The 13,441-nt window shown below is 51.0% G+C and carries 12 protein-coding genes; 11 read left to right on the top strand and 1 reads right to left on the bottom strand.

Features of this window, described 5'->3' with window-relative positions; genetic code table 11:
* Positions 1–79 precede the first annotated feature (79 nt).
* Positions 80–1,057 (bottom strand): phosphotransferase enzyme family protein, encoded by a 978-nt coding sequence (locus K1558_RS22830; RefSeq protein ID WP_238654007.1) that lies wholly within the window; start codon positions 1,055–1,057, stop codon positions 80–82.
* A 200-nt stretch (positions 1,058–1,257) separates the two neighbouring features.
* On the opposite strand from K1558_RS22830, the gene K1558_RS22835 reads away from it, so the two are divergent.
* From K1558_RS22835 to K1558_RS22885, 11 genes are all read left to right on the top strand, one after another.
* The gene (locus K1558_RS22835; RefSeq protein ID WP_238654009.1) at positions 1,258–1,743 is read left to right on the top strand and encodes a hypothetical protein; all 486 of its coding nucleotides are present in this window, start codon (positions 1,258–1,260) and stop codon (positions 1,741–1,743) included.
* Between the two features lie 27 nt (positions 1,744–1,770).
* The gene (locus K1558_RS22840) at positions 1,771–2,286 is read left to right on the top strand and encodes a hypothetical protein (RefSeq protein ID WP_238654010.1); all 516 of its coding nucleotides are present in this window, start codon (positions 1,771–1,773) and stop codon (positions 2,284–2,286) included.
* Between the two features lie 28 nt (positions 2,287–2,314).
* Complete coding sequence (locus K1558_RS22845) at positions 2,315–2,617, top strand: hypothetical protein (protein ID WP_238654012.1); 303 nt, start codon at positions 2,315–2,317, stop codon at positions 2,615–2,617.
* 196 nt (positions 2,618–2,813) lie between these two features.
* Positions 2,814–3,008, top strand: a complete 195-nt coding sequence (locus K1558_RS22850; protein ID WP_238654014.1) for a hypothetical protein — start codon at positions 2,814–2,816, stop codon at positions 3,006–3,008.
* 124 nt (positions 3,009–3,132) lie between these two features.
* On the top strand, positions 3,133–4,086 hold the full coding sequence (locus tag K1558_RS22855) for an ABC transporter permease (RefSeq protein ID WP_238654016.1): 954 nt from the start codon (positions 3,133–3,135) through the stop codon (positions 4,084–4,086).
* A gap of 24 nt (positions 4,087–4,110) precedes the next feature.
* Positions 4,111–4,998 (top strand): carbohydrate ABC transporter permease, encoded by an 888-nt coding sequence (locus tag K1558_RS22860; protein ID WP_238654018.1) that lies wholly within the window; start codon positions 4,111–4,113, stop codon positions 4,996–4,998.
* A 33-nt stretch (positions 4,999–5,031) separates the two neighbouring features.
* Positions 5,032–6,696, top strand: coding sequence for a type 2 periplasmic-binding domain-containing protein (locus tag K1558_RS22865; RefSeq protein WP_238654020.1), 1,665 nt, complete (start codon positions 5,032–5,034; stop codon positions 6,694–6,696).
* Between the two features lie 127 nt (positions 6,697–6,823).
* The gene (locus K1558_RS22870; RefSeq protein ID WP_238654022.1) at positions 6,824–8,743 is read left to right on the top strand and encodes a sensor histidine kinase; all 1,920 of its coding nucleotides are present in this window, start codon (positions 6,824–6,826) and stop codon (positions 8,741–8,743) included.
* The gene (locus tag K1558_RS22875) at positions 8,740–10,332 is read left to right on the top strand and encodes a response regulator transcription factor (RefSeq protein WP_238654024.1); all 1,593 of its coding nucleotides are present in this window, start codon (positions 8,740–8,742) and stop codon (positions 10,330–10,332) included. The genes K1558_RS22870 and K1558_RS22875 overlap by 4 nt, the downstream gene beginning before the upstream one ends.
* Positions 10,329–11,903: a glycoside hydrolase family 3 protein gene (locus K1558_RS22880; RefSeq protein WP_238654026.1), complete on the top strand. Its 1,575-nt coding sequence runs from the start codon at positions 10,329–10,331 to the stop codon at positions 11,901–11,903. The genes K1558_RS22875 and K1558_RS22880 overlap by 4 nt, the downstream gene beginning before the upstream one ends.
* Before the next feature lie 262 nt (positions 11,904–12,165).
* Positions 12,166–13,416, top strand: coding sequence for a S1 family peptidase (locus tag K1558_RS22885; RefSeq protein WP_238654028.1), 1,251 nt, complete (start codon positions 12,166–12,168; stop codon positions 13,414–13,416).
* Positions 13,417–13,441 lie beyond the last annotated feature (25 nt).

The following is a 13,441-nucleotide window of genomic DNA, read 5'->3' on the forward strand; positions in this document are numbered from 1 at the left end:
CCTTCATTCAGGAAATGACGCAGAGAGTGAATTCAAGATAAAGGGCGATGACCATATTAGCGATCTTATAACCCGGCTCTTATTCCCAATACGGTACGCCGCTGAAGAGGAACGATTCATTGTTTAAGTAGGCCCTAACTTCTCTACTGGCTAATTTACCAATATGGTCGGGCAGCCATTCCTGCGAGTCCGGCAGGCCCAGCCAGAAATTCATTGTCTCCAGCTGCGCTGCAATGAAAAAGCCCTCTAACCGCTGGGTATAATTATCCGGCAACGGATGGTGCTTGGAATAAGACTGAAGCAGCCGTTCTCTGAACGAAGGATGGATGTAGGAGAACGTCCAGCCCAAATCCGTTAAGTAATAACCGAACCCGCAAGCGCCGAAATCGATAGGCCGCACCTCTTGTGCATGGAACACCAAATTAGTTGGAATCAGATCAGCATGAATCATGCCCCAATTACTGGCGGTCCGCTCCATAGAATTCATCATGTGAATAACCCGCTCGCCTGCATGCAGCAGAAGCTCCGTATCTCCTGCATCAAGCAGTCCGGCATTAGCGCGTTCCTTCAGCATGTTAAGGGCTTGCAAGATCCGGGAGCCATCGAAGGCCGGGCGTTCAAAGGCGGCGGGAATGCTCCAGTTCGAGGCTTGCTTATGTAACTTGCCGATCAATTCACCTATGGCCCCAGCGTCTTCTATAGTAGGAATGAAAGGCTTCTGTTCACCCTCCACCCATCGTAACAAAGAACAGTGGGTCTGGTTCACGTCCGTAATGAATTCTCCGCGAATATTCTTGCAGGGTGAAGGCAGGGTCACGTCGGTATCCAAGGTTAAGGCCTCCAGCCAGACCATCTCGGATTGAAGGACTTCCCGCTTACTCCAGATTGGCTCAAGCGCGTCATTCTTAGAGATATGTAACCGGAGGCTGTAACAATTGTTGTCCAGGTCAGTAACCTTGTAGATCGTATTGCCGCTCTGTGCAATGAAATCAACCGATTTGCAGCGTATAGAGTAGTGCTCCAGTGCTTCCATTGCGGTTTTCAAGTGTCTATCCAATCGCAGTCCGCTCCCTCATTTATCAAAGTATAGTAGTACGATAACATAGCTGTTCATGGACGGGAATGGAACGGTTGACTATATTTGTTTTTTATTGATAGGATGGGCATCCATAATTGCAATCTGACTTATGATATACTTGAAGGTAAATTTTTGGATGATCCTCAAGATGAGTGAGCAGACAAGGAGGTTAACCTTTTATGCGTAAAGGGAAGGGTTTTTTGATACTGAGAATTCTAGTTGCCGTTATTCCGATTGTCCTGTTGATCCAAAATTATGGTACCACCATTCGCATCTGGCTCCATCCTGTAACCACAACGATAGGGCAGGTAGCACCCGCCTTACCTGACAAGGAGATCACGGCACTTGCTTTCATTCCTGGAAATGACGCAAAGAGGGAATTCGAGATTACCCGTGATGATGATCTTAGCGATCTCATAGCCCGTCTCTCCAGCCTGCAAATCAAGGAAAAGACCAAAAGCGACCAAAAAGAGCCGGACCAATTCGACTCCATATTTTTAAGCGTCCAGGGCGGCCTAAGAGTGATTCTGGATGTCTCCGAAGATAAGAAGGAGCTGCTTCTGCTGAAAGTTAGCAAGGATAACACCACCAGCCGATGGTATTCTGTCCTGAACCAGGAGGAGATGGAGCAGATCGTCAGCTTGATTAGGGAGAAGAGTAAATGAAGTTCATTCGAAGGTAGTGAGGACGCAATGATTGATTTTCTTGAAAATAAGAGCATAAAGGCCTTTCACGAAATATCTGAGATCGCAGAGCGTCCAGATTTACTTTTTTCCAATGACAAACAGCAGTATCAAGCCGAGGCACGGTATAACTTCTACACCATTCAAAGATTGAACAAACTGATCCGAAAAGGCAAGCTCTCGCTAAATGAATTCGAGCAGCTCATAAGCTTCATTGAAGATTCCTGGTCCAGCTATTTGAGCCGTCACTATCCGGGGAAGCCGTTTGTCTTCTATTGTTGGGGAGACTATCAGATTCCCGCGCTCCGCGTCTCGGTCGTGTCCTTCTATGAAGGGGTTGAGCTGCCTTTCGGTTGTGTATTGGAGAAGGTGAACGACATCAGCAAGGTGCTGTCGCAATATGTGGACGTAATGCAGGGCGAAGAAGCCCATGAGATCGTATCAGAGGCAGCAGAGGATAATGGTATAGAGTCAGACAACAATGCTTATACGCTTACGGTATATCTGAAGAGAATCATAGGTTGAATTGCGGAAGAGAAAGGAGACGAATAGCATGAACACCCATAACTGCAACCTGAACATCTGGGCGCATCTGCCGGAGGAGACCTGGACGCAAGTAGCTGAACTCTATCAGTCGATGCCGGGGTGGCTGGGGTACATAGAAGGAATTCCCTGTTGGTACGGACAGGAGACTGATGAGATGTTCATAACGGCCTCCGTTGAGCCGAGCGGCTTGTCGTTCTATGCCCGGATGGACCAGAGTGAGTGGGAGGCGTGGATCGGAAGGTTCAAGGCTGAAGCGACGAGAGAGTTAGGGTTTGCGGTGGGGGAGCCGGAGGATGAGGACTTTAATTAATGGGTTCATGATAAAAAATAAATGAAGAGAACGCTGTAGCCTCTTCAGGCTGCCGGGAGAATCCCGGCAGCCTTTTTTGTTGAAAAGGAAATTAAAATTTTCGTCCGCTGTAGATAAGTTGTGCGCGTAGGCGCGCGAGCCGAATGTAATCGAAAAACCGACTACATTCGGTGCGGCGGAGGCGCGTGGACCGAATATGGTCGAAAAACCGACTACATTCGGTGCGGCAGTGGCACGTGAGCCGGATATGGTCGAAAAACCGACTACATTCGGTGCGGCGGAGGCGCGTGGACCGAATATGGTCGAAAAACCGACTACATTCGGTGCGTCAGTGGTGCGAGAGCCGGATATGGTCAAAAAACCGACCACATTCAGTGCGGCGGAGGTGTGATTGCCGGCAACGTCCAAAAAAAAGAAACCATACGTAAAATATGAGACCTTATGCCGGATGGGAGCTTGCTCTACAATGGGGGTACAGCTGGAGTTAACTACTTGAATCAGGGGGATGTGATGGGATGAAGGCGGGAGTGGAGGCTGTAACGGCCCCCGGTATACAAAAAAGACGGGGAATCCTGCGCAGAATGTATAGACAACGTTATCTGCAGGTCATGGCCTTGCTCGGTGTGGCCTGGATGATCGTATTCAACTATGTACCTATGTATGGAATTGTCATCGCTTTCAAAAATTACGACATTATCGGCTCAATTGCAAGTGCCCCTTGGGCGGGACTGGAGCATTTCCGGGAGTTCTTTGAAGATGAGAATCTGGGGTACGTAATCAAGAACACACTTGGCATCAGCCTGCTGCGGCTGTTAATCGGGTTTCCGCTGCCGATTCTGTTCGCTATTCTGCTCAATGAGATGCGGTCTATCCGCTTCCAGAAAAGTGTTCAGACTATTTCATATTTACCGTATTTTCTGTCCTGGGTTATTCTTGGCGGGATACTGACGACCTGGCTTGCAGATGTAGGCATTATTAACCAGCTGCTGATGAAGCTGCATCTTATTCAGGAGCCAGTCAGCTTCCTTGCCGAGCCGAAGTATTTCTGGGGCATTGCTGTGACCTCCAGCATTTGGAAGGAATTGGGGTGGTCAGCGATCATCTATCTTGCGGCGATCTCAGGGATCTCACCTGAGCTGTATGAAGCCGCCAAGATCGACGGGGCCGGGCGCCTCCAGCGCATCCGAAATATTACGCTTCCTTCTATCGCCGGAACGGTGTCCATTCTGTTCATTCTGGCCGTCAGCGGCATACTTAACTCGAATTTCGATCAGATCATGGTCCTTCGTAATTCACTCAATGAGAGTGCGAGTAGTGTCATCGACATTTACATTTACCAGACGGGTCTGCAGAACGCCCGATTCTCTTACTCTACAGCGGTAAGTCTGGTGAAGTCGGTCATTGCGCTTGTCCTGCTGCTGATCAGCAACAGCGTCACCAAGCGGATCAATAACACGTCGCTGTTCTAATCAAGCAAGGAAGGAGATTCACCAATGTTCCGATTGAAACGAAGAACGGGAGCCGAAATGGCCTTTGATCTGTTCAACAATTTACTTATGCTGCTTATCTGCTTTGTTACCCTGTATCCCGTGTGGTATGTACTGGTCAATTCCTTCAATGAGGGTATGGATGCGATGCTGGGCAATATTTATTGGTGGCCCAGGGTGTTCAGTCTCGACAACTACAGGGCTGTGTTCAACAATAATGGCATTATGCTGGCAATGGGGGTCACCGTGGCCAAAACCGTAGTGGGTACGGTCATTCACGTCTTCTTCACGGCGATGGTCGCTTACGCCTTGTCCCGTCAAGAACTGATCGGGCGCAAGTGGTACATGATTATGGGTACGGTCACGCTTTTCTTTGGAGGCGGTCTCATTCCAACCTATCTGCTGATCCGTGATCTTGGACTACTGGACAGCTTCTGGGTGTATATTCTCCCGGCTGCGTTCAGCTTCTATGATCTGATCATCTTCATGTCCTTCTTCCGTGAGATTCCCAAGGGGCTTGAGGAAGCGGCCGAAATTGACGGTGCGAATGAGCTTAGAATCTTCCTGCAGATCATTATTCCCATATCCATGCCGGTTATCGCTACGATCGCCTTGTTCCACGGCGTGTATCAATGGAATGACTATTTTGCCGGCGTGATCTATATCAACAATTCTGATCTGCAGCCGATCCAGACCTACTTGTACCGGGTCGTTGCGGAATCGAGCTCCAACCAGATGGTGTCCGCGATGGCCGGCAATATTCAGAAGTCAGTGACTTCCCAATCGGTCAAGCTGGCGACAATGGTGGTTACAACCGTTCCGATTATCATCGTGTATCCGTTCCTGCAGAAGTATTTTGTCAAGGGGATGATGATTGGTTCGATTAAGGGTTAAGATAGAACAATAGATGAAAAGGGGAATTCATTCATGGTTAAAACGGCAAAATGGCTGTCATCTCTCACCGCATTGGCGCTTACTGTTGGCCTGACTGCATGTGGAGGCGGTGCGGATAACAAGGGCGATGCCGCGAAATCCGGCAATAACAACCCGGCATCCTCTAGTAATACGCAAGTAGTCAACGCAGATGAGCCGGGCTGGAAGAGCTGGGCAGAGCCCATCACCTTCGACTGGTATCTTAATTACTCCTGGTTTGCCGACAAATGGGGTGTAGACAAGACGACCCAATACATTACGAAGAAAACCGGCGTAAATATTAACTTCATTGTTCCAGCCGGGAATGAGAATGAGAAGCTGAATACGATGATCGCCTCCAACAATCTGCCTGACTTCATCACGCTGGACTGGAGCTCGGATTCGATTGATAAAATGATTCAAGGCGGTCTCGTGCTGCCGCTAAATGAGCTTGCAGAGCAATATGATCCCTATTTCTTCAAGACTGCGGACCCGGACAAGCTGAAATGGTACACGGAGAAGGACGGGAACGTCTACGGCTATCCGAATCAGTCCAGCTCTCCGTCCGATTTCAAGAAGTATGGCGATAACTTCAATTCGGTTAACACGTTCCTTGTGCGCAAGGATATCTATGAAGCGATCGGCAAGCCGGATATGAGAACACCGGAAGGCTTCTTGAACGCCCTCAAGGCGGCCAAGGAGAAATTCCCGGAGGTGAACGGCCAGCCGCTCATTCCATTTGGCACACAGGAGTTTACAGATACGGGCAATGGGTCGTTCGGAACGAACCTGATGGATTTCCTGGCTATTCCGTATGAACAAGACGGCAAGCTGTATGACCGCTCCACCGACCCGGAATATATCCGCTGGCTGAAGACATTCCGTGAGGCCAATGAACAGGGCCTGATCGCTAAGGATATCTTCATTGACAAGCGTCCGCAAATGGAAGAGAAAATCACGCAAGGCCGTTATTTTGCCATGATGTTCCCGCGCTCTGATCTGCAGAACCAGAACATTACCCGGTATCAGCAGGACCCGAATTCCGTATATATTGCCGTTGACGGACCAGCGAATTCCAAGCTCGATCAGCCGAAGCTGAGCGGGCCATCCATTGCGGGCTGGACGCTGACCCTGATCTCGAAGAACGTGAAGGACAAGGAGAGAGCCATCCGGTTCTTAACGTATCTCATCAGTGAAGAAGGCAACAAGGATCTCTTCTTTGGCGAGAAAGGCGTTACGTATGATACGATTGACGGGAAAGACCAATTCCTGCCGCAAGTGCTGGATATGTATAACAATGACCGTTCTTCTTTTGCCAAAACCTACGGTGCTTCCTATACGTTCTGGATGATGATGGACCCTGCGCTCAGCCTGAAATGGGCTCCTGCTTCGGTGGAGCCGGCTAAGCAGCCGGAGGACTGGACCCGCGGCAAAGTGGTAGACAATTCCATCTATGCGAATCTTGATCCGGCGGCCTCTTCCCCGGAAGGGATAGAACTCGACAGGGCGAACACTCAATGGGGCAAGACGCTGCCTAAGCTGATTCTGGCCGGTTCGGAGGCTGAATTCGATGCCGCATGGAAGGAGTTCCAGCAATACCGCAAGGATCATGATCTGGATAAAATCCAGGCCTTCCAGCAAGCGGCGTTTGAACAGAACGCTGCCAAGCTCGGGAAATAACAGACCTTAAGCGAATAGGATAGCCTATGCCTGGGGCAGATCGGACGCATAGCGCCGGCTCCCCAGGTTTCGTCATGTCCGGTTCTGTCCGGAGCTGTACACTACTTAAGAAGCGGGGGGATGAGTAATGAGGACGTATTTCACCGGCAAGCTCCGGTCATTCAGCAGCCGCATCGGAAGACTGTCCATTCAGGCCAAGCTGATCTTGACATATATTCTCGTTATTCTGATCCCGACCACGGTATTCTCCTTCTATATTCTTGATGCCAACTACCAGAACAGCATTACGAGCATTGTGAATAAGAACGAGTACTTCCTGAATACGGAGAAGAACAATATTCTCAATCATATGAAGACGATGGAGCTTACTTCGCAGCTTGCGCAGTCCGACAAGGAAGTGCTGGACTATCTGCTCAGCAACCGGGACTTCACAGCGGAAGAGCTGATTAATTTTAATACGCATTCGTACCATAACCTGCAGTATATCATGTACAACAATCCGAACATCAGCAATTTGCGTTTCTTTACCGGCAATAAGTATGCCCGTGAGATCTGGCCGATTATTTATAGCGAGCACCGTATCGCCGGTGAGGACTGGGTGAATGCGTTCTATGCACAGCCGGAGGCGTCATGGTGGACGATCTACCGGGGGCCCGGGGAGCTGCGCGGCAGCGTAGAGGGGGAGCGCCAGAATCAAATGAATTTTGCCAGTCTGATCCGGGAGATCAAATACCCGCTTGATCAGCACTTGGCGCTGCTGCAGGTCAATATGCGGCTGGATGTGTTCTTCTCCAATATATACGGTAATCTGCAGGAGACTTCTACGCAGGTGCTTGCGATTGACCGCAGCTCGCAGCTGTATTATAACGGGGGCTCTGCCTTTTACGATAAAATAGCTCCGGAAGACATTCAACGCCAGGTTGCACTTAACGCCCGGGGAAGCGAAGGGAACTTCCGGTTTACCCATGAGGGTATTCCGTATTTGTGTGTCTATACCGGCATCGAGAGGCTGGATATCAAGCTGCTGAGCGTGGTGTCGCTCGAATCGTCCTACAATGATATGAATGTAACCCGACTGGCTATCGGCGGGGCGACTCTGCTGCTGGTACTGATTCTCTCGCTGATTACGTATAAGCTGCTGTCTGTGATCTTGAAGCGGCTGCATCTGCTGCGCGATTCCATGAAGAAGGTCCGTCAGGGCGACTTCAATGTGGAGATTCCTCAGCTTGGGGGCGATGAGGTGGGCGAGCTCGGTAATCACATCCGCCAGATGCTGAGTAAGATCAATGAGCTGATCGCGGAAGCCGTTAACAAGCAGGCCTCGGCGCAGGAGGCGGAGCTGAATTCCCTCAAGAACCAGATCGATGCCCATTTTCTGTACAATACACTGGAGAATCTGAAAATGCTGGCAGAAATCGAGGGACAGCTGGTCATTTCAGATACATTAACCTCTCTTGGAGCAATGCTGCGCTATAATTTGCACTGGACGACACACTATGTGCGGTTGTATGAGGAGATCCAGCATATTCAGAATTATGTGGCGGTGATGAATGTCCGTTACAGCGGCAGACTGGAGCTGCGCCTTGATGTTCCGCACCAATACCGTCAGCAGGAGATTCTGAAGATGTCGCTGCAGCCGATTGTAGAGAATGCGCTCAAATACGGAATGAACGGCCCCGGCTTGCGCAGACGCGGGTTGATCATCGTGATTCATGCCTACGAGCAGGACGGGTTCATGTATGTAGAAATCCGGGATAACGGGGCCGGGATTGCTGCCGAACGCCTGGATAACCTCAATCGGGCCTTTCAGCTGGAGCCGGCGGCTACGGCGGTGGATTCGCCTCATGTTAACGTGAGCGGGGGGCAGAAGACTGCTTCTGCATTTGACGCTTCGGGAAGCGGCATCGGGCTGCGGAATGTTCATATGCGTATCCAGCTGCATTATGGTAAGGCCAGCGGACTATGGCTGGACAGTGTGGAAGGGGAGTACACCAAGGTGACCCTTAAGGTTCCTTATTTGATTCTTTCGGGAGGACTGGCGGAATGACACGTAACGTGCTGATTGTAGATGACGAGGAGAATATCCGCCTCGGGATCCGGGTTATGCTGGAGCGGGAGTATCCTGGCGCGTACCGGTACTTCTCGGCTGAGGACGGGGAGGAAGCACTGCAGTTGCTCAGTGAAGAGTCCTTCGATATTATGATGACCGATATCCGGATGCCGGTCATGGACGGTATCACCTTGATTGAGCGTGTCCAGCAGCTTGAGCACCGGCCTGTTGTGGTCATTATCAGCGGCTACGATGATTTCGAATATGCCAAGCAAGCGATCCGCTACGAGGTCAGGGACTATCTATTGAAACCGATTATACGCAGTGAGCTGTTCCAGACGTTCTCCCGGCTGGAGCAGGCGCTGCAGCGGGAGCAGGCAATCGGCGGCATCCTGAGCAAGGCAGCGCAGAGGGAGCAGGATTACCGGCAAAATGAAATGCACTATATTCTGATGAACAAGGATATTGCAGGAGCAGAATTAAGTGAACGGCTGGACCGTGCCGGAATCCAGAATCTGGAGTCTGGATATTTCATCCTGCTTATTCAGGAAGCTGAAGCTAACGGCAGAACGGACGGGGGAGGCGCGCTGTATTCGCGCATTCAAGAATTTGTCCATAGAGAGGAATATCACTTTCAGGACAAGGAGGGAAGATCGCTGGTCGTGATCCGTGACGGACAGCGGCTGGGAGAGCTCTCGGAGTATCTTGGACAAGACCGGATTCTGTCATGTCAGATGGGCAGCAGTGAATGGATGGCCCGGGCGGAAGACTTCAAGACTGCTTATGCGCAGGCATTGAAGGCGCTGCGGTATTTTTTTCTAACCTCGTCAACCGGCCGTATCCGTTACAGTCAGATCATGGATAAGCCCAGAGACTTCGAGATTCCGGCGGAGCAGATCGTAAAGATCGGCAACATGCTGGGCACTGGCCGTGAACAGGAGATGAAGCTGCTGCTGTCACAGGTGCTGGATTACCGGAGAATGCTCCAATATGACATTTCCTATATAGAGCAGATAAGCACGTGTATCAACGAGCAGATTTTTGACAGGGCCTTTAATATTTATGGCAAGGAAGCGGCAGACATTATCAGAGTGTACCGGCAGATTGGGGATCTGTACAACTCTCCGCATTTCCAAGATTACTATCACGGGGTCGAGAACCTCCTGGATCGAATGAATGATTTCATCAAAGGAATCAGATCGGCTCATCTCAACCAGAAGGAGATGGAAACAGCCCTTCAGTTCATTGAACAGAATTATGACCGCAGCGATTTCAATCTGACGATGGTGTCGAATCATGTCTCTTTCAATTACTCCTATTTCAGCTCGGCCTTCAAGGAATATACAGGAATGAGCTTCATTCAGTATATCAAAAAGCTTAGGCTGGCCAAGGCAAAGGAGCTGCTGAAGGACAGCAATGATAAAGTATACGAGATTAGCGCAAAGGTCGGCTTCGAGAATCCGAAGCACTTCAACAAGCTCTTCCGGGAAGCAGAGGGAATATCTCCACTGGAATACCGGACAGCAGCCGGCTTGAAGCAGAGCAAGGCCGTACCCCTAAGCCCAAAGGAGGATCATCAGGAATGAAATATATCATTGAGCCATCCCCGCGTATGCGTGAGATGGTGGAAGAGTGGGATTTCCGCAGGCTGTTGAATCAGGTATGTTGTCCAACCAACGCCCGGATCGGGAAGCAGATGTCTGAATTTGGAGCAATGTTCTTCTTCTCGGGAGATAAGGCAGACCTCAAGGAGGAGATTGCGTCGTTTCGCTCGGCTTGCGCAATCCCTCCATTTATTGTGAGTGATCTGGAGAATGGCCCCGGCGATATGATCCAGGGAGCGCAGCGGTTCCCTCATATGATGGGGATCAGCCAGGCGGATTCACCCGGGCTTGCGTATGAAGTTGGCCGGGCAGCAGCGTTGGAGGCCGGGCAGCTCGGCTATAACTGGACCTTCTCTCCTGTAGCGGATCAGGCCATGGACCCCGACAGCCCGGTGGTCTCCAGCCGCAGCGCCGGACAGAGACCGGAGCAGATCGTCAAGATCGCCGGGGCGTATATGCGGGGGCTGCAGGACAACGGAATGATGGCGACGATTAAGCACTTCCCCGGAGACGGATATGATACGCTAGACCAGCATCTGACGACACCTGTCAACCGTCTGTCACCGGAGGAATGGCGTCAGGGGCCGGGCCGGGTGTTCAGGGAGTTAATTGATTCCGGCGCGATGGCGGTGATGCCCGGACATATCGCATTGCCGGCCTTCGATAGCCCGGATGAGCGGGGCATCTATCCTCCGGCCGCCCTGCTGCAGGATTTGCTGCGCGGAGAACTGGGCTTCCAGGGGCTGATCGTGACCGATGCGATGGAGATGGGCGGAATTGCAGGATTCATGAATTACTATGATGCCTGTGCGGCGGCACTGGAGAATGGCTGCGATATGCTGCTGTTTCCCAGGATCGAAGAGCGCTTCTACCTTGAAATGGAGCGCCGGCACACTGAAGGCAAGCTGACGCGGAAGACATTAATCGACCGCGCGTGCCGGGTGCTCTCACTGAAGGAGCAGATGGGATTGACTGCCGCAGATTCTGTACCGGTGCAGGAACGGGAGCAGCCTGACCGCGATGCGATCGCGCGTTTGGCGGAGCGTTTCGTAGCGGAGAGTCTGACACTGGTGAAGGACCGCGCGGGCCTGGTTCCTTATCCGCTGAAGCGCGAGACAAGAGTGCTGCATGTCATCATCATGAACCATGCTGACCGGTATCATGAGATGTACGAGCGGATCAGAAGCGAGCTGGGCAAATATTCTGATCATGTGGAGCAATGGATCGATCCCGGGCCGGACCGGCTGTTCACCGCTGCACTGCCTGGAACCTATGATGTAATTCTCTGTTCAATCGGCAGCCGGCAGGATTACGGTCTGAATGTCACAAGGCTACATGGGGAGGTTGCCCGGAATATGATGGGAGGCTGGACCAAGCTTGGCACCCCAATCATTTTCATCTCCCACTTCCATCCGTTTGTTCACAAAGAATATACTGCGTCCATCGATACACTGATTAACACCTATGGAGACATTGAGTGTACGGCCTCCATGCTGGTCGCGGCCATTGCCGGGGAGCGGCACATCCGCCGGGAACTGGCCGCCCACGACTGACAGCTGGATGAACGAGATTTCCCGCTAGTCCCATAGGTGAAGAGCCAGTGTCTCAGGCTGTCGGGAGAATCCCGGCAGCCTTCTTTATGCGAAGCTTAAAAGTAAAATTATTCAAAAATGTGTTACATTTAGTCGAGTTATGCGTCATCTATTAATAGACAGCACGAGCCCTTTCGACAACTAACGCCAGAATTCATAGCGGAGGGAGGGAAGGAGCGTTAGAATAACCGCTTTACTGTAGACCAAACTGGATGAAGAGAGGATGAGTTTGTTGAAAAAGAACTTCCGTTATTTTCTAGGCCTCATGCTCGTATTATTAATGATTCCAATGAGTGCCGCTGCTTCTGGTGCTGATCGTAATGCGGATTTCACTCATACTGTGCCGCGTGCCATTATACAAGCTATGGAATTGCAGGAGCCGGCCCTTCGGGCCTATCAGAATCTCTGGGAGAGCTTCGATAAGGATGAACTAGGCTTACCAGTGTACCCCGATCATTATGCAGGTGAATATGTCAGCGGGGATCAGCTGGTTATTATGCTGGTAGATCCTTCTGAAGAGTTGAAGGCAGATTATATCAAGCGGGCACAGGATCAAGAGCATGTCACGTTTGAAAGCGCTTCATATTCGCTGAATTATCTGAATAGTCTAGATCAGGTCGCGAAGCAGCTGGAGGAGCAGAATTATAGCATCGGCAGCTATGGTGTGGACCGGAAGGCTAACCAGTTCTATGTTTCAGTGATCGAAGAAGATTACAATAAGCTGATGAACGAGCAGCCCCAGACCCTCCAGAAGACAACGGAGAGCCTGCCTGTCCGCATTGAGCCGGGAACGCCTAATGTAAGTACAGCCCAGTTATGGGGCGGGGACCGGATTACCAATGAAGATAACGGTGCGGGATTAAGCGTAGGTATTGGAGGAACCTATGGCGGCAGCAATGCCATTCTGACGGCTGGACACAGCAATGAGAAGGTGGGCTTCTTCTCTCCGAGATATCCTTATATTCAGTATTCAGGGACCCGGACAGGACAGGTCGCTTATCAGCGTGCGAATCAAGCCGTCGGTGCGACTGGCGTGGATTCCCTGGGCGACTTCGCGATGGTGAAGTTAACCGGAAGCGATACGGCGACGAACAAAGTGTATGGAAGTGTATCCATAACCGGCACCTATTCATCGGTTCCTGTGGGAACCACGATCTACAAATACGGGGCAACGACCGGATATTCATGGGGGACGGTATCGCAAGCGAGCATTAACGTCGTCTACTCCGATGGCTTGTTCAATACCTATCGCGTGAACGGCCTGTATCAGTCTCTGATGCAGAATTCCTCCGGTACGGATGCCATTGCCGGAGGAGACAGCGGCGGACCGGTCTACATGAAGGATGGAAGTGCGAATAAGCTGCATGGTATTGTAACGGCCAGAAGCAATCCGACGAGCGGGCCTGCTAAGATCATGTATTCGACCCCTATTTATTATGCGGAGCATGCCGGCTTCACCGTTAAGACTAATTAGTTAACTGTACCCATAAGGAGGATAA

This window comes from Paenibacillus piscarius, assembly GCF_022234545.1.
In the GTDB taxonomy this organism is placed as follows: Bacteria; Bacillota; Bacilli; order Paenibacillales; family Paenibacillaceae; genus Paenibacillus_AQ; species Paenibacillus_AQ piscarius.